The organism is Paracoccus sp. SSJ (assembly GCF_030234105.1).
Classification (GTDB): domain Bacteria; phylum Pseudomonadota; class Alphaproteobacteria; order Rhodobacterales; family Rhodobacteraceae; genus Paracoccus; species Paracoccus denitrificans.
The window spans coordinates 1-23,991 of sequence record NZ_JASSPE010000002.1 but is presented as its reverse complement, the minus strand read 5'-3'; the positions used below and the strand labels follow the sequence as shown (position 1 = coordinate 23,991).

Genomic DNA, 23,991 nt, shown 5'->3' with positions numbered 1-23,991 from the left:
GGGGCAATTGCGCAGTTGGGCAGGTCGCCCCTAGATTGGCGCCATGCCGGAAAATTCTCCCCGATTCATCCACCTGCGCACACATTCCGAACACTCGCTGCTGGAAGGCGCGGTGCCGGTCAAGAAACTCGCCGATCTTGCGGCGCAGAACGGCATGCCCGCCGTGGCGCTGACCGACAGCAACGCCCTGTTCGCGGCGCTGGAATTCTCGGTCAAGGCGCAGGATGCGGGCGTGCAGCCGATCATCGGCTGCCAGGTGACGCTTGCTGCCGAGGCGACCGGCCCCGTCGTGCTCTTGGCGCAGAACGAGGCGGGCTGGCTGAACCTGATGGAGCTTTCCACCTGCCTCTACCTGCGCGACGACCATGCCTTGCCGCATGTGACGCCCGAGGAACTCGCGGCCCATGCCGAGGGGCTGATCTGCCTGACCGGCGGCGCCGGCGGCCCGCTGGGGCAACTGGTGCTGCAAGGCCGACAGGCCGAGGCGCGCGCGCTGGCCGAGCGGCTGGCGGCCGCCTTCCCGACACGGCTTTACGTCGAGTTGCAGCGCCATCACGATGCCGAGGGCCAGCCGGTTCCCGAGGAGACAGGGTCCGAAGGCGGCATGATCGACATCGCCTATGCGCTCGACCTGCCGCTGGTCGCCACCAACGACGTCTATTTCCCCAAGCCCGAGCTGTTCGACGCGCATGACGCGCTGATCTGCATTTCCGAACGCGCCTATGTCGACCAGACCGCGCCGCGCCGCCGGCTGACGCCGCAGCACTACTTCAAGTCCGCCGCCGAGATGGCGACGCTGTTCGCCGATCTGCCCGAGGCGATTCGAAACACCGTCGAGATCGCCCGCCGCTGCGCCTTTGCCGTCAAGAAGCACAAGCCCATCCTGCCGCGCTTTGCCGATGACGAGGTCGAGGAACTGCGCCGCCAGGCCTGGGATGGCTTGCGCGCCCGGCTGGCGGTGATCCCGCATTCCGCGACGGTCGAGGAATACGAGGAGCGGCTGCGCTTCGAGCTGGGCATCATCGAGCAGATGGGCTTTCCCGGCTATTTCCTGATCGTCGCCGACTTCATCAAATGGGCCAAGGAACATAACATCCCGGTCGGGCCGGGCCGGGGCTCGGGCGCGGGCTCGCTGGTCGCCTATGCGTTGACGATTACCGACCTGGATCCAATCCGTTACAGCCTGCTCTTCGAGCGGTTCCTGAACCCCGAGCGGGTCTCGATGCCCGACTTCGACATCGACTTCTGCATGGATCGCCGCGAGGAGGTGATCCAATATGTGCAAGAGAAATACGGCCGCGACAAGGTGGGCCAGATCATCACCTTCGGCGCGCTCTTGTCCAAGGCCGCGGTGCGCGACGTGGGCCGGGTGCTGCAGCTGCCCTTTGGCCAGGTGGACCGGCTCAGCAAGATGATCCCGGTCGAGGGCGTCAAGCCCGTCAGCGTCACCAAGGCGCTGGCCGACGAGCCGCGTCTGCGCGAGGCGGCCAGGGAAGAGGTGGTGAACCGCCTGCTGGACTATGCCGCCAAGATCGAGGGGCTCTTGCGCAATGCCTCGACCCATGCCGCCGGGGTGGTGATCGGCGACCGGCCGCTGCACCGGCTGGTGCCGCTTTACCGCGACCCGGCATCGGACATGCCGGCGACGCAGTTCAACATGAAATGGGTCGAGCAGGCGGGGCTGGTCAAGTTCGACTTCCTTGGCCTGAAAACCCTGACGGTGATCCAGAACGCGGTGGACCTGATCAACGACGGCGGCCGGCCGCTGCATGTCGCGGCAGACGGGCGCCAGCTTTACGAGCCCGCCAAGGGGGCCGAGAACCAGATCAACGCCATCCCGCTGGACGACAAGCCCAGCTACGATCTTTTCGCCAGCGCCCGCACGGTCGCGGTGTTCCAGGTCGAAAGCTCGGGCATGATGGACGCGCTGCGGCGCATGAAGCCGACCTGCATCGAGGACATCGTGGCGCTGGTGGCGCTGTATCGTCCCGGCCCGATGGAGAACATCCCGACCTATTGCGAGGTGAAGAACGGTCTGCGACCCCTTGAATCCATTCACCCTTCGATCGACGACATCCTGGCCGAGACGCAGGGCATCATCGTCTATCAGGAACAGGTGATGCAGATCGCGCAGGTCATGGCCGGCTATTCGCTGGGCGGCGCCGACCTGCTGCGCCGCGCCATGGGCAAGAAGATCGCCGAGGAGATGGCCAAGGAACGGCCGAAATTCGTCGAGGGCTGCAAGGCGCAGGGAATCGACACGAAGAAAGCCGGAGAGGTCTTTGACCTTCTTGAAAAATTCGCCAATTACGGCTTCAACAAATCGCATGCGGCAGCCTATGCCGTGGTCAGCTACCAGACCGCCTGGCTGAAGGCCAATCACCCGGTCGAGTTCATGGCTGCGGTGATGAACTGCGATATCCACCTGACCGACAAGCTGGCCGTCTACAAGCGCGAGGCCGACCGGATGGGGATCGAGACGCTGCCGCCTTGCGTGAACCGTTCGGAGGCCCTGTTCGGCGTCAAGGACGGCAAGATCCTCTATGCGCTCGGCGCGCTCAAGGGCGTGGGCGTCGAGGCGATGAACCTGATCGTGCAGGCGCGCGCCGGGCGTCCCTTTGCCGACATGCACGACTTCGCCCGCCGCGTGGACATGCGCCGGGTCGGCAAGCGGCCGCTGGAGATGCTGGCCCGCGCCGGCGCCTTCGACGCGCTGGAGCCGAACCGGGCGCGGGTCCTGAAATCGCTGGACGGGCTGGTGGCCTGGTCCACGGCGGTGCAGGAGGCGGCGGCCTCCAGCCAGTCCTCGCTGTTCGGCGGGGGCGAGGATCTGCCGCCGCCGCGTCCGGTCGCCGCGCCCGTCTGGATGCCGGCCGAGAAGCTGGCCGAGGAACATGCGGCGGTCGGCTTCTATCTTTCGGGCCATCCGCTGGACGACTATCAGCCGGCGCTGCGCCGCAAGGGGGTGCAGACGCTCGCCGAGGTGACGCAGGCGGCGGCCGACGGGGCGCTGGTGGCGCAGCTTGCCGGCACGGTTGCGCATCGCCAGGAAAAGAAATCCGCGCGCGGCACCCGCTTTGCCTTTGTCGGCCTGTCCGATCCGACCGGGCTTTACGAGGTCACGGTGTTCTCGGACACGCTTGACGCGCATCGCCAGCATCTGGAACCGGGTGCGAACGTGGTCTTGCAGGTGCAGGTCGAACCTTCGGGCGATCAGGTCAAGCTGCTGGCGCGCTCGGTCATGCCGCTGGATCAGGCGGTGGCCGATGCCGGGGCGAACCGCCTTGCGGTCGAGATCGCCGGGCTGGACGCCGTGCCCGGCATCGCCGAGGCGCTGGCCCGCATCCAGGCCGAGTTCAACGCTCCCGCTCGCGCCCGCGGTCCCATCTCGCTGCGGCTGAAGGACGGCGCCGATCTGGTCGATATCGAGATCGCCGAGGACGCGCCCCTGACCACCCCCGCCCGCCAGGCGCTGCGCGTCGTCCCGGGGGTGCTGGAGGTGGTCGAGGAGTAGGGGGCTCGGGCGGGGGCGGCGTGGCTTTGAGCCCCATCGCCGACGCTCGCGACATCAGGAGGCGGACAGCAGGATTCCGCCCGCGATCAGCACGCCGCAGCCGGCAAGCCGCCATGGTCCGACCGCCTCGCGCAAGATCAACATCCCCAGCAAAGCGCCCACCATCATCGACATTTCGCGCATCGGTGCGACAAGGCTGAGCGGTGCGCCGCCTGTCAGTGCGGCGAGGACGAGGATATAGGATAGCGGCGATAGCAGGCCCACACCAAGGGCTGTCCACCAATGCCCTCTCATTGCCTCGATCGCACGCCGGGGATTTGCAAGAACCAGCGGCAGCAGCAGGAAAAAGCGCAAGAGGTTCGAGAGCCAGTCCAGCACCACAGGCGCAATACCGAGTACCTTCACCGCATAGGCGTCGACCACCGTATAGCAGGCGATCAGACCGCCGGTCGCAGTCCCCCAACGCACCCCCGATTGCCCGCCGGGACGGGTGAAGGCCGCCAGCTTGCCCTGTGTGGCGATCAGCATGATGCCGGTGACGACCAAGACCAGCCCGATCAGACCTGTGCCAGATGGTGTTTCGCCAAGGATCAGGAAGGCTCCGATAGTCGAAAGCATCGGCCCGGTGCCACGCGCTACCGGATACACAACCGACAGATCTGCAACCTGATAGCCGCGTTGCAGGCACAGGCTGTAGGCCAAATGGATCAGCCCGCTGAGCAGGACGAAGCCGATGCCTGTCAATGTCCAGATGATGCTGCCCTTCGTCAGCAGATACAGGACCCACGGGGCATAGGCGACACAGGCAATCAGATTGTAGGCGAAGACGAAGACCGGCCCGACCGATGCGGCCCGTTTGGCAAGCAGATTCCAGCTTGCATGGACAAAGGATGCGAGAACGACAAGAAACAGCGAGGCAAGCGTCATTGAGACCCCCTTATGCGCCGGTATGGCGCGGTTGATCTCGACGTCTCCTCCCCTGGGCTTTTGTCCCTTGGGTGCAGCCAGGGAACTCCCCCGGTCTCTGCAACGCTCGGTCCTGCGGCGGATCGCCCGGAACCCTAGTCACCACTCAGTCGATACCGGAATTTTAATCATTGTCAGGTGGTGGCATCAAGATCCGGCCGGCCGCTTTCTGCCATTGCAGCCATCTCCCATGGCCAACCCGCTCGCCCCCTTCCCTTAACGAAAAAAGCCCCGCTCTCGCGGGGCCTTTCTCTGTCGCGCTCAGTTGCGCTCCTTGTCCACCATCTTGCCCTTCGAGATCCAGGGCATCATGCCGCGCAGCTTTTCGCCGACCTTCTCGATCTGGTGCTCGTCGTTGATGCGGCGGGTCGCCTTGAAGAACGGCTGGCCGACGGCGTTCTCCTGCATGAAGTCGCGCACGAACTTGCCGGTCTGGATGTCGGTCAGCACCGCCTTCATCCGCGCCTTGGTCTCTTCATAGGGCAGCACGCGCGGGCCCGAGACATACTCGCCGTATTCGGCGGTGTTCGAGATCGAGTAGTTCATGTTGGCGATGCCGCCTTCGTAGATCAGGTCCACGATCAGCTTCACCTCGTGCAGGCATTCGAAATAGGCCATTTCCGGCTCGTAGCCGGCCTCGACCAGGGTCTCGAAGCCCATGCGGATCAGCTCGACCAGGCCGCCGCACAGCACCGCCTGCTCGCCGAACAGGTCGGTTTCGCATTCCTGGCGGAAATTGGTCTCGATGATGCCCGAGCGGCCGCCGCCGATGGCCGAGCAATAGCTCAGGCCGATATCCATGGCCTTGCCGGTGGCATCCTGGTGCACCGCGACCAGGCAGGGCACGCCGCCGCCCTTGGTGTATTCGCCGCGCACGGTGTGACCCGGACCCTTGGGCGCCATCATGATGACGTCGACGCCGGGCTTCGGCTCGATCAGGCCGAAATGCACGTTCAGGCCGTGGGCAAAGGCGATGGCGGCGCCTTCGCGCAGGTTGTCATGCACGTATTTCCTGTAGGTCTCGGCCTGCAGCTCGTCGGGCATGGTGAACATGATCAGGTCGGCCCAGGCGGCGGCCTCGGCAATGCCCATGACCTTCAGCCCCTCGGCTTCGGCCTTCTTGGCCGAGGCGGAGCCCTCGCGCAGCGCGACGACCAGGTTCTTGGCGCCGGAATCGCGCAGGTTCAGCGCATGGGCATGGCCCTGGCTGCCATAGCCCAGCATGGCGATCTTCTTGTCCTTGATCAGGTTCACATCGCAGTCGCGATCGTAATAGACACGCATCGGGATCTCCCTCACTTTCGATGCGAGGGTTCTAGCAGCGTTACCGTCGTGGTTCTGTGCAATCTTCGCGGATTTTCTGGTATTGTGATAAGTATCATGCCAATAAAGGTATAAAGATGAGATAATCATGCCCGATGTAACCGATCGCCGTATCCTGCGCCAGCTTCTGGCCGATCCCGATATTCCGAACGCCGCATTGGCCGAGCGGGCAGGGGTGACCGCCGCAAGCCTGTGGCGGCGGCTGGACAGGATGCGCGAAACCGGCGTGATCCGCACCATCGAGGCCCGGATCGACTGGCGCAAGCTGGGCTACGAGGTGCAGGTCAGCCTGCGTTTCACGCTGGACAAGACCCATCCGCGCGCCTTCGACGAATTCATCGCCGCCGCCCGCCGCGTGCCCGAGGTGACCGAGATCCAGACCTTCCTTGGCTCGGTGGACCTGCGCCTGTCGGTGATCGCGCGGGACATGGCGCATTGGCAGCAGCTTTACCGCGAAAGCATCCTGACCCTGCCGCATGTGGCCGACAGCGATGCGCTGATGCTGGTCTCGACCATCAAGGATGTGCAGGAGTTGCCGCTGTGAGCGTGCTGGCCCCGGATGCGACCGACCTTGCCATCCTGCGGCTTCTGGCCGAGGACGCTACTCGCGGCGCGGCCGAGATCGGCCGGGCGCTTGGCCTGACCCAGCCCGCGACTTGGCGGCGCATCCGGCGGCTGAGCGATGCCGGGGTGATCGCCGGGCGTCGCGTGGTGGTCGACGAGGCCGCCCTGGGTTTCGGCGTCACGGTGTTCCTGGGCATCCGGCTGGCGGTGAAGGGCCGTGTCAGCCTGGAGGATTTCGAACGCGCGGTGACGGCGATCCCCGAGGTGCAGGTGGTGCAGCATGTGCTGGGCCAGTTCGACTATCGGCTGCGCATTCATGCCCGCGACATCGCGGATTTCGAGCGCATCCTGCGCCGTCGCATCATGACCCTGCCCGGCGTGGGCCAGGTCGAGGCGAACGTCATGCTTTCGGAAGAGCGGCGACCGGGGCCGCTCTAGCGGCAATCAGCCTCGGCCGCAAAGGAGTGGCTATTTGCCCGGGTCCGGTCGAAGAGCGGGCAGGCGGTTCTGTTCGTATTCCGCACTGTCCTCGGCGAGATATGGGATCCGCTCGAAAGCCGTCAAGACCCTGCAAGCGGCTGGCTTCGCCGCTTGGTCGCGACCCTTTGGGAAAGGGTCGCGCATAGCCGGTTCAGGGGCCGATGATCCGGCAATCCTGCTGCCGCGCCGCGATCCGGCCGCAGGCGAGTTCGGCGGTTTCCCGGTTCATGCCGACGAAGTTCGCCTCGAAGCCACGCTTGGTATTGGCGACCCGGCTGAGCGCGCTGCCCAGGGCGCCGCTTTCCTGAAGGGCGGTTTTCAGCAGAACCTGCTCGGCCTCGCGTTGCGAGCGGAACAGGCCCAGCGAGACCCCCCAGTTCTTGCCGCCCGAACCCGATCCGCGGGCAACGATCTCGGTCGCTTGCGGGGCGGTTTCCTCGTCGGGGTCCAGCGAGGCGAGGATGATGGTCTCGGACCGCTGCGCGGGTGCGGGCGTGTCCAGAAGCGCCATGCTTTCCGGCTGCGGCTGGGTCGATTGCACGAAAAGCGAGGGCGAGCCCGCGGCCGGGGTGGAAAGCTCGGCCGACCGATCGCCGCGCGGCGAGGGCTTGGGGCGGGCGGCATTCAGCGGTTCGGCGACCGTTTCCGAGGTGTCGCCTTCTTCCGGGCGGGCTTCGGGACGGGCCGCACGGGCCAGTATCTCGGGGTCCATGGCGGCATTGGCGAATTGGCCGGTGCCGGGCTTGCGCGTCGGCCGGGCGCTGGCGGTCAGGGTGCTGCCGCCGCCGGAAGGTGCGGGCGCTGCCGTAGCCTGGGCGCGCGAGACCGCGGCCGAAATCGCCGCCGGGGTCACCACCGCGGCGGTCGAGGCGCGCGCCACCGGCCGGTCGGAAGTGGAAAGCTGCACGTTCGCCACCGCCTGGCGCGGTTCGGCGCGTGCGACCTGCACGGTGCGGCGCACCTTCTTCTCGGCCACCAGCTGCGGCGGCGCGGGCTTCACCTCTCGCACACGGGTGGGGGCCTTTCCGAAGCCGGCATCGAGCAGTTGCGCCATGACCTGGTTGCGATGCGCCGTCGAGGTGCCGCCCAGCACGGTGGCGATGATCCGCTTGGAGCCACGCTTGGCCGAGGCGGTCAGGTTGAAGCCGGCCGCCCGCGTGTAGCCGGTCTTGATGCCGTCCGCGCCCTCATAGCTGTCGAGAAAGCGCTTGTTGGTGCTGGCGACGGTGGCGATCCCCGCATCCGCCGAACGGCGCGAGAAGATCGAGTAATACTGCGGGAAATCGTAGAACAGGCGGCGCCCGAGGACGGTCATGTCGCGCGCCGTGGAATAATGCCCCTCGGCCGTCAGCCCGTTGGCGTTGCGGAAATTCGTGTTGCGCATCCCCAGCGCGCGGGCCATCTGGGTCATCTGCGCGGCGAATTTCGCCTCGGACCCGGCCAGCCCCTCGCCGATCACCGTGGCCGCGTCGTTGGCGGACTTCACCGCCGCCGCACGGATCAGGTAGCGCAGCTCGATCCGCTGGCCCGGTTTCAGCCCCAGCCGCGAGGGCGGCTGCGCCGCGGCATGGCTGGACACCAGGAACTTGCTGTCCAGCCGGACCTGCCCCCGCTCGATGGCGTTGAAGGCCATGTAGAGCGTCATCATCTTGGTCAGCGAGGCCGGATGAAGCCGCGTATCCGCGTTCTGCGCATAGACTTCCTGCCCGGTTCGCGCATCCATGACGAAGGCTGCGAAAGGGGCGGCGGCTACCGCCATGGGCAGCGCCCAGGCGAATAGGATCATCAGTCCCAAGCGGACGTTTCTTGCGATTCTGCTCACTGTCCCGGTCTCTTCTGCCTCTGAGGGTCCGTTCATTATGCGGACCCTTCATTAATAAAGTGACAATAACACGCCTTGCCGCGTTCGGGAACTGCAAGTTTGCGGCCTTGCGACGCAATCTGCCGCAGGTTGCCGGCGCTTTCGGACCGGGCCGCGGGGGCGGGGCTTATCAAGCGCGGGGAAAGCCTCTATATTCGGTCCCAGAACCGTCCATATCCTGATACGAGCGTCGTGACCAATCCGCAGATGACCAACCGACCCGGGGACCGCGAAGAGGTCGAACTGGGGGTCAAGACCAGGCCCCGCACGCAACGGCCTCCGATGTACAAGGTGTTGCTGCTGAACGACGATTTCACGCCGATGGAGTTCGTCGTGCATGTGCTTGAGCGGTTGTTCAACATGAACCATGCCCAGGCTATCGAGATCATGCTGACGGTCCATCGCAAGGGGATCGCCGTCGTCGGCGTCTTTTCGCACGAGATCGCCGAAACCAAGGTGGCGCAGGTCATGGAACTGGCCCGCCGCCAGCAGCATCCGCTGCAATGCACCATGGAAAAAGAGTAGAAATTGGCAGGATCACGGCTGGAACTGGTCTTTGGCGGCACGCCGCCCCAAGGACGCATGCTGCTGATCGGCGCGGGTGCCGCGACCGATCTTTCCGTATTCGACCCCGAGCGGGTGCAGATCGTGCAGGGCTTTTACCCCGATCATCGGGCGCTGGAGGCGCGCGGGCTTGATGTCGTGACCGAGGTTTCCGGCGATTTCGACGCTGCCGTCGTGTTCCTGCCGCGAGCGCGGGCCGAGGCGCGGGCGCGGATCGCCGACGCGGCGGCGCGGCTGGCGCCGGGGGCGTCGCTGTGGATCGACGGGCAAAAGACCGATGGCGTCGATGCGGTGCTGAAGGAAATGCGCGGCCTTGCTGCGGTGGACGAGGTCCAGTCGCGGGCGCATGGCAAGATCTTTCGCGTGACGCTGCCCGAAGCCGGCTGGCTGCCCGAGGGCTGGGCGGCGCGCGATCACGAGGCCGCGCCCGGCATGGTGACCCGGCCGGGGGTGTTCTCGGCCGACGGGCCCGACCCGGCCTCGCAGGCGCTGGCGGCGGCGCTGCCCGAGAAGCTGCCGACCCGTATCGTCGACCTGGGCGCGGGCTGGGGCTGGCTCTCGGCCGAAATCCTGCGCCATCCCGGCGTCGAACTGCTGCATCTGGTCGAGGCCGATGCCGCAGCGCTGGATTGCGCGCGGCGCAACGTCGCCGATCCGCGCGCGCGTTTCCACTGGGCGGATGCGCTGGATTTCCGCCTGCCCGAGCCGGTGAACGGCGTCATCATGAACCCGCCCTTCCATGAGGGCCGCGCTGCCGATCCGAAACTGGGCGCCGGCTTCATCCGCGCGGCGGCGGGGCTGCTGACCGGGGCGGGGCGGCTGTGGATGGTGGCCAACCGCCATCTGCCCTATGAGCAGGCGCTGCGGGAATGCTTTGCCGAGGTTTCGGAACTGGGCGGTAATTCACGCTTCAAGATCCTGACCGCCTCGGGCGCGCGGCGTCCCGCGGCCGGTCGTCCGCATCCGAAGGGCGCGCAGCCGAAAGGTAGGAGAAGATGAGCCTGTCCATCCAGGGCAAGACCGCCATCGTCACCGGGGCGGCGCGGGGCATCGGCCTGGCCATCGCCCGGCATTTCGAGGAGGCGGGTGCCAATGTCATGTTCGCCGACAGCGACGAGCCGGCGCTGATGACCGAACTGGGCGACCAGGCCGAGGGCGAGGGGCCGGTGCGCGCCTTTGCCGGCGACCTGAGCCAGAAACTGACGCTGGCCAATCTTGTCTCGGCCACCATCGACGCCTTCGACCGGGTGGATATCCTGGTCAACGCGCATCGCATGGTGCAGGGCTGCGACCCGCTGACGGTGAACGACGAGTTGCTGGGCGACATGCTGCGCCAGAACATGAGCTCGGGCCTGCGCCTGTCGCAGATGGTCGCCAAGCGCATGATGGCCCAGGCCGAAGAGGCCGACGAGGATGCGATCCAGTACGGCGCCATCGTCAACGTCACCTCGCTGGCCGCCGACTGGCCGCAGCCGCAGATGCTGGCCTATTCCATCGCCAGTGCGGCGCAGGCGCAGGCCACGCGCTCATTGGCCTCGGCCCTGGCGCCCAAGCGGATTCGCGTGAACGGCGTGGCCTTTGCCAGCATCATGTCGAACAACCTGCAACTGAAGCTGCGCGAGGATCCGGGCCTGCGCGAACGCATGGTGACGGCGACACCCCTGGGCCGGATCGCCGGCGCGGACGAGTTGGCGGCGACGGTGCAGTTCCTGGCCAGCGAGGCGTCGAGCTTTGTCACCGGGCAGATCCTGCGCGTCGATGGCGGCCGCAGCCTGGGCGACCCGCTGGCGCCCGGGGTCTACTGAGCCCTTATTTCTTCTCTTCGGGATAGGCGGCCTTGCAGGCATCGACGGCAGAGCGGGCCGACGGCGTCAGCGCCTGCTTGCGCGCCAGCAGGTTGTCGCGCTTGCGGGTCTCGGCCGCCGGGTCGATCGGCACGCGGTAACGCTCGGTATCGGCGACGTCGCGCATGCAGGGACGATAGCCCAGCCGCCGGTTGCCGTCCTTGTCCACCCAGACATAGCGGCAATCCTCCCAGCGGGTGCGCATCACCGTGCGTTCCTCCCAGGCATAGCCGCGGACCAGATTGGCCTCGACCTCGGCCAGCAGGTTCGAGACGGTGCGGTATTCGCGGGTATTGCGGCTGATGCATTGTTCTTGCGGGGTTCCGCAGCCTGCGACAACCAGAACAGGCATCAGGGCAAGCAGGATGTTGCGGGTCATGGCCGGGATCTCTAGTTGTTTCGCCAAGGAAGCATAAGCCCGCCCCGCAGGCGGGGCAATTCACGAATGCGGAGGCAAGCCCATGGAAATGCAGGATGAGCGACAAGAGGCCGCGGCCTGGTTCCGGGCATTGCGCGACCGGATCGTCGCCGCCTTCGAGGCGCTGGAGGATCGTGGTCCCGGCGCCGTGCCGCCCGGCCGCTTCGAGATCCGCGAGACCCGGCGCGGCGAGGACGGCGGCGGCGGGCTGATGTCGGTGATGCGCGGCGGCCGGGTCTTTGAGAAGGTTGGCGTGAACTGGTCGGCGGTGCATGGCCAGTTGTCTGCGGCCGCCCGGCAGGCCATGGCGGCGCGCGGCGTGCCGGGGATCGAGGCCGATCCGCGCTTCTGGGCCTCGGGCATCAGCCTGGTCGCGCATATGCAGAACCCGCATGCGCCGGCGGTTCACATGAACACGCGCATGTTCTGGACCCCCGGCGCCTGGTGGTTCGGCGGTGGCGCCGACCTGAACCCCTGCCTGGAGCGGGCCGAGGACACGGCGCATTTCCATGCCACGCTGCGCGCGGCCTGCGCCCCGCATGGTGCGGATTACTACGACCGCTTCAGGGCCTGGGCGGACGAGTATTTCTTTGTCCCGCATCGCGGCCGGGCGCGGGGCGTGGGCGGCATTTTCTACGACGACCTGAACACGGGCGACTGGCGGGCGGATTTCGCCTTTACCAAGGCGGTGGGCGAGGCTTTCCTGCCCGCTTTCCTGCCCTTGGCCGAAACGCGCATGGCCGAGCCCTGGGGCGAGGCCGAAAAGGATGCGCAACTGGTCCATCGCGGGCTCTATGCCGAATACAACCTGGTTTATGACCGCGGCACCAAGTTCGGCCTGGCCACCGGCCACGACCCCGAGGCCGTGCTGATGAGCCTGCCGCCCATGGCGAAATGGGTTTGATGCCGGACTGGCCCGACCTCTACCTGATGCGGCACGGCCAGACGGTCTGGAATGCCGAAGGGCGGATGCAGGGCCGGCTGGATTCGCCGCTGACGCCGCTGGGCGAGGCGCAGGCGCGCCGGCTGGCCTGGCTGGTGCGCGACCTGCGGGGCGCGGCGCGCTATGCCAGCACCGCCGGGCGGGCAAGGCAGACGGCCGGCATCGTTTTCGGCGGGCGGGGCTTCACCCTGGACGAGCGGCTGCACGAGATCGATATCGGCGCCTTTGCCGGCAGGCTGTCATCGGACCTGCGCGCCGCCCATCCCGAGGTCTTTGCCTGCGGCGGGCTCGGCTGGTACGACCGCGCGCCGAGGGGCGAGCATTTCTCCGGGCTCGAGGCGCGGGTGCGGGCGTTCCTGGGCGATCTGACCGGCCCGGCGCTGATCGTGACGCATGGCATCACCCTGCGGATGCTGCGGCTGGTGGCAATGGGCCTGCCGCTGGAGCGTCTGGCCGAAATGCCGGTGATGCAGGGTGCGCTGCATCTGGTCAGCGGCGGCCGGCACCGGGTCTTCTTCTAGCAGGGGTCAGGATTTCGGCGGCAGCGGACGGGCCGGGTTGCCGACCACGGTGGTCCCCGGCGCCACGTCGCGCGTCACCACCGCGCCGGCGCCGACGATGGCGCCGTCGCCGATGGACACGCCCGGCAGGACGATTGCGCCGCCGCCCACCCAGACATCGTCGCCGATGGCGATGGGCTTGCCCCATTCCTCGCCCGTGGCCCGGCTTTCGCGGTCGCGCGGCCGGTCCTCGGTCAGCAGCTGCACCGCGGTGCCGAACTGGCAGCGCGCGCCGATGCGGATCTCGCAGATATCCATGAAGAAGCAGCCGTAATTCACGAAGCAATCCGGCCCGAAATGGATATGCTTGCCGTAATCGACATGGAAGGGGGTGCGGATCACGGCGCCGTTCCACGTGCCCAGCAGTTGGGTCAGCGTGCGGGCGCGGGTCTTGTCGCCGATGATCGTGTTATTGTAGTCGCGCATCAATCCCTGCGCGGCCTTGCGCATCGCCACCAACTCGCCGTCGCCGGGGTTATAGGGCCGGCCGGCCAGCATGTCCTCGCGCGCGGTCAAATGAAGCCAAGCTCCAGGCGGGCTTCCTCGGACATCATGTCCATGCCCCATTGCGGCTGGAAGGTCATCTCGACATCGACCTGCTTGATGCCGGGCAGCGGCTCGACCGCATCGGCGACCCAGCCGGGCATCTCACCCGCCACCGGGCAGCCCGGTGCGGTCAGGGTCATGACGATGCGCACGGCGTTCTCGTCGCTGATGTCGATGGTATAGATCAGCCCCAGATCGAAGATATTCACCGGGATTTCCGGGTCGTAGACGGTCTTGCAGGCCTCGACCACGCTGTCGTAGAGGGGGTGGTCCGTCGTGGAGGGCGCGATCAGCGGATCGCCTTCCTTGAGGTTTTCGGTGCTCATGCGGCGTGTCCTGTAAAATCTTGGCAATGATATAGGACTTGTGCCTTCCGGGGTCCAGTGCCGCTTAGAAGCGGAAGTTCAGCCGCCGCGCCACGCCGATGCTGATCGAAGGCTGGCTGCGCGTCTCGACCAGGGGCGAATCGCCGGCATCGCCCAGCAGCCGGCCATAGGTCAGCCGGCCCATCAGCGCCGTGTCGGGCATGAACTCATAGCGCGCCTCGACGCTGATGCGGGCGATATAGGCACCGCCGTCGGGATTGTATTCGGGCCGGTCGGCCAGCGCCTCTCCCTCGCCGACGCCGAAATAGGTGCCGGTGAAGTCCTGGTCGCCCAGGCCCAGCTCGGCCCCAGTCCACAGCGTCAGCTTGTCGCTGGCCTCGAAGCGGTATTTCGCGCCCAACTCGCCCACCACGCCGTGATGGCCGCCAAAGCCCTTGCGGACGGCGCCGTAGCTGGTCAGATCGCCCACCCGCCAGGACAGCTTCACGCCGATCTCGCCGGCGCGGCTGATATCCTCCATGCCGCGCAGATCCTCGGAATCGCCGGCATCGCGCTTGCCGACATAATTCAGCGAGGGCAGGATCGAGAACCCGTCGTCCTTGCCGCGGTCGGCATCGGCATTGCGCAGGATGAGCCAGGGCGAGGCATCCAGATTGTCCGAACCCATGAATTCGGGACTGTATTTCACGCCCAGCCCGGCATCGAACGAAAGCTCGCGCCCCAGCGACTGCGCCAGCGCGGGCTGGCTCAGGGCGGTGGCGGCAACAAGCGCAAGCGCGGCAATCCGGGTCATGGCGAATCCCTATCAAATCGGCCGGAACCCTGCGTCGAAACGCCCCTTCAGGCAAGCGGGTTCTGTCGGATTTTAGACAATAATCCGTGGCTGTTGCGCTCAGGCCCGCTCGGCTTCCTCCAGCCGTTCCAGTGCCTCCATCCACAGGCCTTCCGCCCGCAGCATCGCCTCGCTGGCCTCGGCGTGCTTGCGGCCCCAGGCCTCGGCCTTCTGGGCGTCGTCATAGGTCGCGGGATCAGCCATGATGGCGTCCAGTTTTTCCAGCATGGCGGTCAGTTTTCCGACCCGTTCCTCGGCGCGTCTCGCCTCGGCGCGCAACTCCATGATCCTTTCGCGCGGCGGGCGTTTCGGCGCCGGCTTCGCCTCGGGTTTGGGCTCGGGTTTCTCCTCGCCGGCCAGCAGCATGCGACGGTAATCGTCCAGGTCGCCCTGCCACGGGCTGACCGCGCCCTGATCGACCAGCCACAGCCGGTCCGCCACCAGGTTCAGCAGGTGCATGTCGTGGCTGACCAGCACCACGGCGCCGGTATAGTCGTTCAGCGCCTCGGTCAGCGCCTCGCGGCTTTCGATGTCCAGGTGGTTGGTCGGCTCGTCCAGGATCAGCAGATGCGGCGCGTCGATGGTGGCCAGCAGCAGCGACAGCCGCGCCTTCTGCCCGCCGGAAAGCTGGCCGACGCGGGTCTCGGCCTGCGCCTCCATCAACCCGAATCCCGCCAGCCGGGCGCGCAGCTTCGCCGGAGGCTCGTCCGGGCGCAGGCGGCGGACATGGGCGATGGGCGTCTCGCCCAACTCCAGCTCATCGACCTGATGCTGGGCGAAATAGCCGATGCGCAGCTTGCCCGAGCGCGCGATCCGCCCCTCCATCGCCTCCAGCCGGCCGGCCAGCAGCTTGGACAGCGTGGACTTGCCCTGGCCGTTCCGGCCCAGAAGCGCGATGCGGTCGTCCTGGTCGATGCGCAGGTTCAGCCGGCGCAGCACGGCCCGCCCGTCATAGCCCACCGTCACCCCGTCCAGCGAGACGATGGGCGGCGACAGCTGGTCGGGCTGCGGAAAGCCGAAGCGGTGGAACTTCGCCTCTTCGGGGGCGGTGATCGGCTCCATCCTCTCCAGCATCTTGATGCGGGCCTGGGCCTGCCGGGCCTTGGTGGCCTTGGCGCGGAAACGGTCCACGAAGCTTTGCAGATGGGCGCGGCGGGCATCCTGCTTCTTCGCCTCGGCGGCTTGCAGGGCGCGCTTTTCGGCCCGCGTCCGGGCGAAGCTGTCGTAGCCGCCGGTATACAGCACCAGCCTGCGTTCCTCGAGATGCAGGATATGGCCGACGGCGCGGTTCAGAAGATCGCGGTCGTGGCTGATGACGATGACGGTATGGGGATAGCGCGCCAGATAGCTTTCCAGCCACAGCGCGCCTTCCAGGTCCAGATAGTTGGTCGGTTCGTCCAGAAGCAGCAGGTCGGGCTGCGAGAACAGCACGCCGGCCAGCGCCACGCGCATCCGCCAGCCGCCGGAATAATCGGCGGTCGGCCGCGCCTGGTCCTCGGTCGAGAATCCCAGGCCGCGCAGGATGGTCGCGGCCCGCGCTTCGGCCGACCAGGCGTCGATGTCGGCAAGCCGGGTCTGGATCTCGGCGATGCGGGCGGGGTCGGTGGCGCTTTCGGCCTCAGCCATCAGCCCGGCGCGCTCGGCATCGGCGGCCAGCACCGTGTCCAGCACGCTTGTCGCGGTGCCCGGCGCTTCCTGCGCCACGCCGCCGATGCGGGCGCGCGGCGGCAGGGTGATGGCGCCGCCGTCCAGCGACAGCTCGCCCCGGATCAGCCGGAACAGCGTGGTCTTGCCGGCGCCGTTCGGGCCGACCAGGCCGACCTTGTGGCCGTCGGGGATGGTGGCCGAGGCGTGCTCGAACAGCGGTCGTCCGGCGATGGAATAGGATATGTCGTCGATGCGCAGCATGCGCCCCCGCATGGCGCAAGCCGCGGCGGGCGTCAATGCCGCGCCGGCTTTTCAAGCGTCGCGGCGCATGTTAACGGGGCGCGGATTTCCGGGCCATCGCGGCCGGAACAAGGAAAAGGACGACCGACATGGCCATCGAACGCACGCTTTCGATCATCAAACCCGACGCCACCAAGCGCAACCTGACCGGCAAGATCAACGCCAAGTTCGAGGAAGCCGGCTTGCGCATCGTCGCGCAGAAGCGCATCCAGCTGACGCTGGCGCAAGCCGGCCAGTTCTATGCCGAGCACAAGGAACGCCCCTTCTACGGCGAACTTACCGAATTCATGACCTCCGAGCCGGTGGTGGTGCAGGTCCTGGAAGGCGAGGGCGCCATCCTGAAGAACCGCGAAGTCATGGGCGCGACCAACCCGGCCAATGCCGACGAAGGCACCATCCGCAAGGAATTCGCCCTCTCGGTCGGCGAAAACTCGGTCCACGGCTCGGACAGCCCCGAGGCCGCCGCGCGCGAGATCGCCTTCTTCTTCTCGGGCCTCGAACTGGTCGGCTGAGCCCCGGCTTCTTCGTTCCCCAAATACTCATCGGAAAAGGCCGCCTATCGAGGCGGCCTTTTTCACGTCATGCGCTCACCGTTTGGCAAGGAAAGGGCCGCCCGACAGGGCCGCCCCGTTGCCTATTGCCGCTTTGCGCTCAGGGCGAATCCGATCTCGACGCCGAAGCCCACGGTGCCTTCGTCGGCATAGCCGGCGCCGATGCCGAAATCGCGGCGGTCGACGCGCATCCGTCCCTGCGCCTGCGCCACATCGTCCTGAACTGTCAGCGCAAAGGGTAGGTCGGTCTCGATCGTCTGGCCCGCGATGGTCAGCCGGCCATGCGCGACATGCGGCTGGTCCTCGGCCGGGGGCGGCAGGATCTCGGCCTCGAAGGTGGCGACCGGATGGGCGGCGGCATTCAGGAAATCCGGCCCCTTGGCCGCGTCGCTGACTGCGCCCAGGGTAAGAGAGGCGATGTCGACGCTGACCGCCACCCGACCCGTGCGGCTTTCCGGGTCGTAGGCGATATCGGCCTGCCATTGCCCGAACTGGCCCGCGACGGCACTGCCGGCCTGCGTGACCTCGATCTCCAGCGTGCCTTGCTCGACCGCCCAGCCCGCTTCCGGCACAGTCGCAGGGGTGGATGCGGGGACAGATGCGGCAGCGGCCGGTTCCTGCATGTCCGGGAAGCCGGCGGGAATGAAGGCGATCCCCACCCAGATCGCCAGCGCGGCCATGGCGGCCAGCACATGCGGCAGGACGCCGGGCCTCGCAGCCGGAGGCTCGGGCGCGCGGCCGGGATCGCCGGCCATGCGGCTCATCGTGCCGTCGCGGTCGATGATCGCATGTTTCAGCGCGCCAAGGACATGCAGCGCGATCAACCCGGCCAGCAGCCACCAGCCGAATTCGTGAAAGGCCGCGAAGCGCTCGGAAAGCGCCAGATCCTCGGGCACGAAGGGCAGGCGCTGGCCAAAGGGCCACAGGATGCGTGCAAAGCCGCCCGGCGCGGCCGAATGCAGCAGCCAGCCCGACAGCGGCATCACGATCATGCCGATCCACAGCGCCCAATGCACCAGTTCGGCGCCTAGGGTCTCCAGCCGCCGCCCGGGATGCAGGGGACGGGGCTTCGGCTGCGTCAGCGTCCAGAGGATGCGCAGCGCCACCAGCGCCAGCGCCGCCATGCCCACGGTCTTGTGCAGCGAGTAGGCGGCGAAGATCGCCTGGAGCTGCGATTCCCCGCCCTCGGGCAGATTGTCCGCGTAAAGCCCGACGGCGATGGCGGCCAGGATCAGGACGGCCACCGTCCAGTGGAAAAAGCGGGCGACCCAGCCATAGGCGCGGGCGGTGTTGCTGGCCTTCATCGGATTTCTCCCATCGCTTCGCGCCAATGGCGCCGGCAGAGCGAGACATAGGTTTCATTGCCGCCGATCTGGACCTGCGCGCCCTCGCGCAGCACGAGGCCCCCTTCGTCCTGTCGCACGACCATGGTGGCCTTGCGTCCGCAATGGCAGATGGTGCGCACTTCGCGCAGGTCGTCGGCCAGCGCCAGCAGCGCCGCCGAGCCGGGAAACAGCCGGCCGCGGAAATCGACGCGCAGACCGTAGCACATCACCGGCTGGCCAAGATCGTCGGCGACGCGGGCAAGCTGCCAGACCTGCTGCTCGGTCAGGAACTGCGCCTCGTCGACGAAGATGCAGGCGGCGTCGCGGCCGCGGGTCCGGATCAGCGCGAAAAGGTCGGCCTCGGGGGTGAAGCCCAGCGCGGATTCGGCGATGCCGATGCGGCTGGCGATCTGGCCCGCACCGGCGCGGTCATCAAGCGCCGCGGTCAACAGCAGCGTCGCCATGCCGCGCTCGCGGTAGTTGTAGGACGCTTGCAGCAAGAGCGTGCTCTTGCCGGCGTTCATCGTGGAATAATGAAAGTAAAGCTTGGCCATGCCGGCAGATAGCCGCGACGGCGAGGGGGTCGCAAGCCGCCGCGACGGGGCGGCGGCTCACGTTTGCGCGTATCTGGGCGGGATCAGGCCCGCTGCGCCGTTTTCGGTGCGCGCGAGGGGCGCCGGGCCGGGCGCTTGCGTGCGCCTTGGGCCGGGCGGCCGGCGGGACCGCCGCGCTCGCGGATCTTGGCCGCCTCGAAGGGCTCCTCGCCGCCGACCACGGCGATCTTGGCCTTCATCGCCTTTTCGATGGCGCGCAGTTCGCCGATCTCGGTGGGCGAGCAGAAGGCGATGGCACGCCCGTCGCGCCCGGCGCGCGCGGTGCGGCCGATGCGGTGGACATAGTTTTCCGGCACGTTCGGCAGGTCGTAGTTGTAGACATGCGCCACCTGCGGAATGTCGAGGCCGCGCGCCGCCACGTCGGTCGCGACCAGCACCTTGGTCTCGCCGGCGCGGAAGCTGGCCAAGGCCCGCTCGCGCTGGCCCTGCGACTTGTTGCCGTGGATGGCGGCGACCTTGAAGCCCCATTTGTCCAGAAGCTTGCACAGCTTTTCCGAGCCGTGCTTGGTGCGGCCGAAGACGATGGCCAACTCGTCCACATGCTTGGACAGGTATTCGGCCAGCAGCGTCGCCTTGTCGCCCTGGTTGACGAAATGCACGCCCTGGTCGATCTTTTCCGCCGCCTGGCCGGGCGGGTTCACCGCCACGCGCAAGGGATCGTTCAGATAGCTGTCGGCCAGTTCCTCCATCAGCTTCGGCATGGTGGCCGAGAACAGCAGCGTCTGGCGCTCGCGCGGCAGCATCTTGGCGATGCGGCGCAGCGCGTGGATGAAGCCGATGTCCAGCATCTGGTCGGCCTCGTCCAGCACCAGATACCTGGTCTGCGACAGGTCGATGGCGCCGCGCTCGATCAGGTCGATCAGCCGGCCCGGCGTCGCGATCAGCACGTCGACGCCGCGCTCCAGCCGCTGGACCTGCACGTTGATCGAGGCGCCGCCGACGACGCGGAACTGCCGGATCGGCGTGCCGATGGCGTAATTGTCGATATTCTCGGCGATCTGGGTCGCAAGCTCGCGGGTCGGCGCCAGGATCAGCGCCCGGCAGGTCCTGGGCTCGGGTTTGCGGCCGATGTTCAGAAGCCGGGTCAGCATCGGCAGGCCGAAGGCCGCCGTCTTGCCGGTGCCGGTCTGGGCAAGGCCCAGAAGGTCGCGGCCGGCGACGATGCCGGGGATGGATTTCTCCTGGATGGGCGAGGGGGTCTCGATCCCCAGGCCGGGCAGGTTGATCGCCACGCGCGCATCGATCCCCATGCGGGTGAAGGCGGTGTCGATCTCGGGGATGGCGCGGCGGATGAATTTCTCCTCCGGCTCGGCGCGGTGACGGCGGTGGTTGGTGTTGGGCTTGTCGCTGCGGAAACGCGGCTTGCCGCCTTGCTGGGCGCGGGGATTGCCCGAACGGTTCGGGCGGGTGGTTTCGTTGGTCATAACGTCTTTCGGCCAGGTCGCCCGCGTATCGGCGCGCATGGCAGGGGCCGCGCGAATCGCACGGCTGGTTGCGAGGGGCGGGCGTGGATACGGTAATGCCCGCAGCCTCCCCGCGTGAATGGGAAACCGGAAAATCGGTGCCGACCTTGACGCTAGGGCGTCGGCTGCTCACGCGGCAGCGGGCGGCAACTTGTCGCAAATGAGGGTTCTGGCGACGAAAGTCAAGCGCGGTCTGCGGAATCCATCCAGATCGTCACCGGGCCGTCATTGACCAGCGACACCTTCATGTCGGCGCCGAAGGCCCCGGTCTCGACCGGCAGGCCAAGCGCGCGCAGCGCCTCGGCAAAGCGCAGATACAGCGCCTCGCCGCGCTCGGGCGCCTCGGCGCTGGAAAAGCCGGGGCGGTTGCCGGTGCGGGTGTCGGCGGCCAGGGTGAACTGGCTGACCACCAGCACCGCGCCGCCAATGTCCTGCACCGATCGGTTCATCTTGTCGGCCTCGTCGCGGAAGATGCGCAGCTTGGCGACGCGGGCGGCCAGTTTCTCGGCCGCGTCCTCGGGATCGCCGCGCATGGCGCAGACCAGCACCAGAAGGCCGGGCCCGATGCGCCCGATGCTGCTGCCCTCGACCGTGACCTCGGCCCGGCTGACCCGCTGGATCAGAGCGCGCATCTCACTTGCCCAGCATGATGCCAAGGACGACCAGCATCAGCCCCAGCACCGAGGCCGCCAGCGCCGCCATGTTCACCGCCACGACCTTGCGCATGGTGGCGCGCATCTGGTCGTCGTCGGCGATCCGCGCCTTGGCGCGCGCGGCGGTCACGATGCACCAGGCCAGCGCGACCAGCCCGATCACCGTCAGCGCGGTTCCGCCCCAGATCAGCCCGTCCCAGATCGTCATGTTTTCGCCTCCGTCTGCCTGCGACGGCCTAGCGGCGATTGCACCCGCCCGCAAGACCGCCTAGACCCGCGCCTGCACCCGAAGGAGCGGAGCATGCAGGACGACAACGCTCATGGCATCGCCGCCGGCAAGCTGCGCCGGATCATCGAGCCATGCGGGCGGGCCCGATGCCGAGGGGAAGGACGCGACCGAGCCCCCGGATGGCGCTCGTGACGCGGCTGTCCTTTGACGACGGCCTGAATGCGCATTATCCGCCCGTGAGAAAGTGAAATGGAGCAGGAAATGGACTCGTATCAGGTGACCGCGGATGAGCTGCGGCAGTTCGTAGAGCGCATCGAACATCTGGAGCAGGAAAAGAAGGACATCGCCGAGCAGATCAAGGAGGTCTACAGCGAGAGCAAGAGCCGCGGCTACGACACCAAGGCGCTCAGGACCATCATCTCGCTGAGAAGGAAGGACAAGGACCAGGTCGCCGAAGAGGAAGCGGTGCTCGAGATCTACAAGCAGGCCCTGAACATGGTCTGAGGCCCGCGGCCCCGGTTCGGGACAGGCTGTGCAGGGTCTGGCGGGGGCAGGGCGGACGGGATGGGCGATCCTGCCCCCGCCTTGCGGTCGCAGGTTCGGGCCGTTCGGGATCGCCGGAAGGCTGGACCGAGCGCGCCGCGCCTGCCGCGCGCCCGGCCATAGGCTTCGTCTGCCCGCTTCGTTCGCGCCCGGCGCCAAGCCGGTGCCGCGCGATCGGTTCCGGCAACTCGTTCCCGGGTGCCGCTGTCGCAATCGTCGCCCGATCCAGGGCGGACGGCCCGGATTTCCGGCAGGCGGGCTGCGGCGGAAGGGCAGCGAGGGAGCCCGTCCCCCCGCTGCCAGCCTGTCAACTGGCGCTGAGCCAGGCGCTGAAGCGCTCCACCAGCTCCGCCTCGTGGTCGACCCAGAATTCATAGGACGAACCCAGCGCGTTCTTCATGTTGTCGGGATTGGTCGGCATATGCGGCGCCATCTCGGTCTTGCCGTCCTGGTAGAGCCCCACCAGCTCGGCCGATGATTTCCGCGCCGGACCGTAGCTGATCCATTTCGCCTGATCCGCCAGCCGCTGGGTGTCGGTCGCGAACTTGATGAATTCCAGCGCCTCGTCCTGCTTCGGGGCGCCCTTTGGAATGACGAAAAGGTTGTATTCGTAGACCTGCCCGTCCCAGACGATCTCGAAGGGCTTGCCCTCGGATACGGCGGCGCCGAAGATCCGGCCGTTATAGGCCATGGTCATCGCCACCTCGCCATCGGCCAGCAGTTGCGGCGGCTGTGCGCCGGCCTCCCACCAGACGGTGTCCTTCTTGATGCTGCCGAGCTTGGCGAAGGCGCGGTCGACGCCCTCGGGGGTGCCAAGCACCTCGTAGACCTGGTCCGCCGGCACGCCGTCGCCCATCAATGCCATTTCCAGAACGGCCTTGGGCACCTTCTTGATCCCGCGCTTGCCGGGGAATTTCTGCGTGTCGAAGAAGTCGGCGATGGTCTGCGGCTTGGCGTCGGGATATTTCGTCGCGTCATAGGCAAAGATCGTCGAGAACACGATCGAGCCCACCGCGCAATCGCTGAGACCTTGAGGCAGGAAGTCCTCGGTCGCGGGGGTGCCGTCGGGTGCGGGCGGCAGGATCGCCGGGTCGATCGGCTCCAGCAGCCCCTCGTCGCACAGCCGGATCGCATCGGCATATTCGACATCGGCCACATTGGTCGAGACATTGCCCGCATCGACCTGCGCCTTGACCGGGATCGCCGGGTTGTCGCTGTCGAGCGAGACGATCTTGATGCCGGTCTTGGCGGTGAAGGGCTTGTGATAGGCCTCGACCTGGCTTTGGCCGTAAGTGCCGCCCCAGGACATGACGGTGATCTCTTGTCCCGCGGCCGTGGTGGCGAGCAGCGTCAGTGCGGTGGTGAAGATGAGGCGTTCTTTCATGGATGGCTCTCCTGTTGGATGTTCTTGCTTTTTCATTGGCCGGGGGGAGTGGCATGGACCGGCCCTTCGTCCGGGGCCGTATCGGGGGGCGTGTTGCCGGCCGGCAGCGGCCTTTCTGTCCGGCCCGTTTGGGATGCGGGCCGGTTGGGGCGGTTGGGACCGCCGTTGCGCGATCCGCCCGCCGGGTGTTCCGGCGGTCGGCGGGATCAGGCGGCCCTGGCCTTGGCCTTGACGATCAGGTGCTCTGGTCCGTAGGGGAAGCCGGTGAGGTTGCGGTTGCCGGTCTCCTCGATCACCAGGATGTCGTGCTCGCGATAGCCGCCGGCGCCGGGCATGCCCTCGGGGATGGTGATCATCGGCTCCATCGAGACGACCATGCCGGGCTCCAGCACCGTCTCGCAATCCTCGCGCAGTTCCAGCCCGGCCTCGCGGCCGTAATAGTGGCACAGCACGCCGAAGCTGTGGCCATAGCCGAAGCTGCGATATTGCAGCAGGTTCTCGGCGGCATACATCTCGTTGAGCTCGGCGGCGATCTCCGAGC

At 67.2% G+C, this 23,991-nt stretch carries 25 protein-coding genes; 10 read left to right on the top strand and 15 right to left on the bottom strand.

Annotation, left to right across the window (positions count from 1 at the left end):
* Positions 1-43 precede the first annotated feature (43 nt).
* Positions 44-3,514: a DNA polymerase III subunit alpha gene (gene dnaE / locus QPR87_RS02265; RefSeq protein ID WP_285048090.1), complete on the top strand. Its 3,471-nt coding sequence runs from the start codon at positions 44-46 to the stop codon at positions 3,512-3,514.
* Between the two features lie 54 nt (positions 3,515-3,568).
* Here dnaE and QPR87_RS02260 read toward each other — a convergent pair whose 3' ends face one another.
* Together QPR87_RS02260 and ilvC are read right to left on the bottom strand one after the other, a co-directional pair.
* Positions 3,569-4,441, bottom strand: coding sequence for a DMT family transporter (locus tag QPR87_RS02260; RefSeq protein ID WP_285048089.1), 873 nt, complete (start codon positions 4,439-4,441; stop codon positions 3,569-3,571).
* A gap of 300 nt (positions 4,442-4,741) precedes the next feature.
* The gene (gene ilvC, locus QPR87_RS02255) at positions 4,742-5,764 is read right to left on the bottom strand and encodes a ketol-acid reductoisomerase (RefSeq protein WP_011748055.1); all 1,023 of its coding nucleotides are present in this window, start codon (positions 5,762-5,764) and stop codon (positions 4,742-4,744) included.
* A gap of 127 nt (positions 5,765-5,891) precedes the next feature.
* Here ilvC and QPR87_RS02250 point away from each other — a divergent pair, with 127 nt between their 5' ends.
* Together QPR87_RS02250 and QPR87_RS02245 are read left to right on the top strand one after the other, a co-directional pair.
* Complete coding sequence (locus tag QPR87_RS02250) at positions 5,892-6,347, top strand: Lrp/AsnC family transcriptional regulator (RefSeq protein WP_011748054.1); 456 nt, start codon at positions 5,892-5,894, stop codon at positions 6,345-6,347.
* A 2-nt stretch (positions 6,348-6,349) separates the two neighbouring features.
* On the top strand, positions 6,350-6,805 hold the full coding sequence (locus tag QPR87_RS02245) for an Lrp/AsnC family transcriptional regulator (protein ID WP_041529887.1): 456 nt from the start codon (positions 6,350-6,352) through the stop codon (positions 6,803-6,805).
* 193 nt (positions 6,806-6,998) lie between these two features.
* Here the strand turns inward: QPR87_RS02245 and QPR87_RS02240 are convergent, their stop codons facing one another.
* Positions 6,999-8,633: a serine hydrolase gene (locus QPR87_RS02240; RefSeq protein WP_307724443.1), complete on the bottom strand. Its 1,635-nt coding sequence runs from the start codon at positions 8,631-8,633 to the stop codon at positions 6,999-7,001.
* Positions 8,634-8,915: 282 nt separating this feature from the next.
* Between QPR87_RS02240 and clpS the strand changes: the two genes are divergently transcribed.
* Genes clpS through QPR87_RS02225 form a run of 3 tightly spaced genes read left to right on the top strand, consistent with a single transcriptional unit; the run spans position 8,916 to position 11,077 of the window.
* On the top strand, positions 8,916-9,233 hold the full coding sequence (gene clpS, locus QPR87_RS02235; RefSeq protein ID WP_011748051.1) for an ATP-dependent Clp protease adapter ClpS: 318 nt from the start codon (positions 8,916-8,918) through the stop codon (positions 9,231-9,233).
* Between the two features lie 3 nt (positions 9,234-9,236).
* Positions 9,237-10,271 carry a class I SAM-dependent methyltransferase gene (locus QPR87_RS02230; protein ID WP_285048087.1) on the top strand — a complete coding sequence of 345 codons (1,035 nt, stop codon included), beginning with the start codon at positions 9,237-9,239 and terminating at the stop codon, positions 10,269-10,271.
* A complete protein-coding gene (locus QPR87_RS02225) occupies positions 10,268-11,077 on the top strand; it encodes an SDR family NAD(P)-dependent oxidoreductase (RefSeq protein WP_285048086.1) in 810 nt (269 codons plus the stop codon). Before QPR87_RS02230 ends, QPR87_RS02225 begins: the two co-directional genes overlap by 4 nt.
* Positions 11,078-11,081: 4 nt before the next feature.
* Here the strand turns inward: QPR87_RS02225 and QPR87_RS02220 are convergent, their stop codons facing one another.
* Positions 11,082-11,495, bottom strand: a complete 414-nt coding sequence (locus tag QPR87_RS02220) for a hypothetical protein (protein ID WP_104492135.1) — start codon at positions 11,493-11,495, stop codon at positions 11,082-11,084.
* A gap of 82 nt (positions 11,496-11,577) precedes the next feature.
* On the opposite strand from QPR87_RS02220, the gene hemF reads away from it, so the two are divergent.
* A complete protein-coding gene (gene hemF / locus QPR87_RS02215; RefSeq protein ID WP_011748047.1) occupies positions 11,578-12,438 on the top strand; it encodes an oxygen-dependent coproporphyrinogen oxidase in 861 nt (286 codons plus the stop codon).
* Positions 12,438-12,998, top strand: a complete 561-nt coding sequence (locus QPR87_RS02210) for a histidine phosphatase family protein (protein WP_285048084.1) — start codon at positions 12,438-12,440, stop codon at positions 12,996-12,998. The genes hemF and QPR87_RS02210 overlap by 1 nt, the downstream gene beginning before the upstream one ends.
* A gap of 6 nt (positions 12,999-13,004) precedes the next feature.
* Here the strand turns inward: QPR87_RS02210 and QPR87_RS02205 are convergent, their stop codons facing one another.
* The 4 genes from QPR87_RS02205 to QPR87_RS02190 all read right to left on the bottom strand — a co-directional run bounded on the left by QPR87_RS02205 (position 13,005) and on the right by QPR87_RS02190 (position 16,649).
* On the bottom strand, positions 13,005-13,553 hold the full coding sequence (locus QPR87_RS02205; RefSeq protein ID WP_011748045.1) for a sugar O-acetyltransferase: 549 nt from the start codon (positions 13,551-13,553) through the stop codon (positions 13,005-13,007).
* Positions 13,550-13,909 carry an SUF system Fe-S cluster assembly protein gene (locus QPR87_RS02200; protein WP_011748044.1) on the bottom strand — a complete coding sequence of 120 codons (360 nt, stop codon included), beginning with the start codon at positions 13,907-13,909 and terminating at the stop codon, positions 13,550-13,552. The genes QPR87_RS02205 and QPR87_RS02200 overlap by 4 nt, the downstream gene beginning before the upstream one ends.
* 64 nt (positions 13,910-13,973) lie before the next feature.
* Complete coding sequence (locus QPR87_RS02195; RefSeq protein WP_011748043.1) at positions 13,974-14,702, bottom strand: MipA/OmpV family protein; 729 nt, start codon at positions 14,700-14,702, stop codon at positions 13,974-13,976.
* Positions 14,703-14,801: 99 nt separating this feature from the next.
* Complete coding sequence (locus tag QPR87_RS02190) at positions 14,802-16,649, bottom strand: ABC-F family ATP-binding cassette domain-containing protein (RefSeq protein WP_230999066.1); 1,848 nt, start codon at positions 16,647-16,649, stop codon at positions 14,802-14,804.
* Positions 16,650-16,777: 128 nt separating this feature from the next.
* Between QPR87_RS02190 and ndk the strand changes: the two genes are divergently transcribed.
* Entirely contained in the window at positions 16,778-17,200 is a 423-nt protein-coding gene (gene ndk, locus QPR87_RS02185) for a nucleoside-diphosphate kinase (RefSeq protein ID WP_011748041.1), read from the top strand.
* 122 nt (positions 17,201-17,322) lie between these two features.
* Here the strand turns inward: ndk and QPR87_RS02180 are convergent, their stop codons facing one another.
* The 5 genes from QPR87_RS02180 to QPR87_RS02160 all read right to left on the bottom strand — a co-directional run bounded on the left by QPR87_RS02180 (position 17,323) and on the right by QPR87_RS02160 (position 21,502).
* Positions 17,323-18,543, bottom strand: a complete 1,221-nt coding sequence (locus QPR87_RS02180; protein WP_285048081.1) for a cytochrome b/b6 domain-containing protein — start codon at positions 18,541-18,543, stop codon at positions 17,323-17,325.
* A complete protein-coding gene (locus tag QPR87_RS02175; protein ID WP_011748039.1) occupies positions 18,540-19,118 on the bottom strand; it encodes a thymidine kinase in 579 nt (192 codons plus the stop codon). Before QPR87_RS02175 ends, QPR87_RS02180 begins: the two co-directional genes overlap by 4 nt.
* An 83-nt stretch (positions 19,119-19,201) precedes the next feature.
* Positions 19,202-20,602, bottom strand: coding sequence for a DEAD/DEAH box helicase (locus QPR87_RS02170; RefSeq protein WP_307724442.1), 1,401 nt, complete (start codon positions 20,600-20,602; stop codon positions 19,202-19,204).
* A gap of 221 nt (positions 20,603-20,823) precedes the next feature.
* Positions 20,824-21,273 (bottom strand): D-aminoacyl-tRNA deacylase, encoded by a 450-nt coding sequence (gene dtd / locus QPR87_RS02165; RefSeq protein WP_011748037.1) that lies wholly within the window; start codon positions 21,271-21,273, stop codon positions 20,824-20,826.
* Position 21,274: 1 nt separating this feature from the next.
* Positions 21,275-21,502, bottom strand: coding sequence for a hypothetical protein (locus QPR87_RS02160; protein ID WP_011748036.1), 228 nt, complete (start codon positions 21,500-21,502; stop codon positions 21,275-21,277).
* 282 nt (positions 21,503-21,784) lie between these two features.
* On the opposite strand from QPR87_RS02160, the gene QPR87_RS02155 reads away from it, so the two are divergent.
* Positions 21,785-22,027 (top strand): DUF2312 domain-containing protein, encoded by a 243-nt coding sequence (locus tag QPR87_RS02155; protein ID WP_011748035.1) that lies wholly within the window; start codon positions 21,785-21,787, stop codon positions 22,025-22,027.
* A 346-nt stretch (positions 22,028-22,373) separates the two neighbouring features.
* Here QPR87_RS02155 and QPR87_RS02150 read toward each other — a convergent pair whose 3' ends face one another.
* Positions 22,374-23,450, bottom strand: coding sequence for an ABC transporter substrate-binding protein (locus QPR87_RS02150; RefSeq protein ID WP_285048072.1), 1,077 nt, complete (start codon positions 23,448-23,450; stop codon positions 22,374-22,376).
* A gap of 206 nt (positions 23,451-23,656) precedes the next feature.
* On the bottom strand, positions 23,657-23,991 hold a 335-nt coding region (locus tag QPR87_RS02145), incomplete at its 5' end, for a M24 family metallopeptidase (protein ID WP_285048071.1).

Coding starts and splice junctions, on each gene's coding strand:
- dnaE (WP_285048090.1), top strand. CDS start 44: ATGCCGGAAAATTCTCCCCGATTCATCCACCTGCGCACACATTCCGAA.
- QPR87_RS02260 (WP_285048089.1), bottom strand. CDS start 4,441: ATGACGCTTGCCTCGCTGTTTCTTGTCGTTCTCGCATCCTTTGTCCAT.
- ilvC (WP_011748055.1), bottom strand. CDS start 5,764: ATGCGTGTCTATTACGATCGCGACTGCGATGTGAACCTGATCAAGGAC.
- QPR87_RS02250 (WP_011748054.1), top strand. CDS start 5,892: ATGCCCGATGTAACCGATCGCCGTATCCTGCGCCAGCTTCTGGCCGAT.
- QPR87_RS02240 (WP_307724443.1), bottom strand. CDS start 8,633: ATGATCCTATTCGCCTGGGCGCTGCCCATGGCGGTAGCCGCCGCCCCT.
- clpS (WP_011748051.1), top strand. CDS start 8,916: ATGACCAACCGACCCGGGGACCGCGAAGAGGTCGAACTGGGGGTCAAG.
- QPR87_RS02225 (WP_285048086.1), top strand. CDS start 10,268: ATGAGCCTGTCCATCCAGGGCAAGACCGCCATCGTCACCGGGGCGGCG.
- QPR87_RS02220 (WP_104492135.1), bottom strand. CDS start 11,495: ATGACCCGCAACATCCTGCTTGCCCTGATGCCTGTTCTGGTTGTCGCA.
- hemF (WP_011748047.1), top strand. CDS start 11,578: ATGGAAATGCAGGATGAGCGACAAGAGGCCGCGGCCTGGTTCCGGGCA.
- QPR87_RS02210 (WP_285048084.1), top strand. CDS start 12,438: ATGCCGGACTGGCCCGACCTCTACCTGATGCGGCACGGCCAGACGGTC.
- QPR87_RS02200 (WP_011748044.1), bottom strand. CDS start 13,909: ATGAGCACCGAAAACCTCAAGGAAGGCGATCCGCTGATCGCGCCCTCC.
- QPR87_RS02195 (WP_011748043.1), bottom strand. CDS start 14,702: ATGACCCGGATTGCCGCGCTTGCGCTTGTTGCCGCCACCGCCCTGAGC.
- QPR87_RS02190 (WP_230999066.1), bottom strand. CDS start 16,649: ATGCTGCGCATCGACGACATATCCTATTCCATCGCCGGACGACCGCTG.
- ndk (WP_011748041.1), top strand. CDS start 16,778: ATGGCCATCGAACGCACGCTTTCGATCATCAAACCCGACGCCACCAAG.
- QPR87_RS02180 (WP_285048081.1), bottom strand. CDS start 18,543: ATGAAGGCCAGCAACACCGCCCGCGCCTATGGCTGGGTCGCCCGCTTT.
- QPR87_RS02175 (WP_011748039.1), bottom strand. CDS start 19,118: ATGGCCAAGCTTTACTTTCATTATTCCACGATGAACGCCGGCAAGAGC.
- QPR87_RS02170 (WP_307724442.1), bottom strand. CDS start 20,602: ATGACCAACGAAACCACCCGCCCGAACCGTTCGGGCAATCCCCGCGCC.
- dtd (WP_011748037.1), bottom strand. CDS start 21,273: ATGCGCGCTCTGATCCAGCGGGTCAGCCGGGCCGAGGTCACGGTCGAG.
- QPR87_RS02160 (WP_011748036.1), bottom strand. CDS start 21,502: ATGACGATCTGGGACGGGCTGATCTGGGGCGGAACCGCGCTGACGGTG.
- QPR87_RS02155 (WP_011748035.1), top strand. CDS start 21,785: ATGGACTCGTATCAGGTGACCGCGGATGAGCTGCGGCAGTTCGTAGAG.
- QPR87_RS02150 (WP_285048072.1), bottom strand. CDS start 23,450: ATGAAAGAACGCCTCATCTTCACCACCGCACTGACGCTGCTCGCCACC.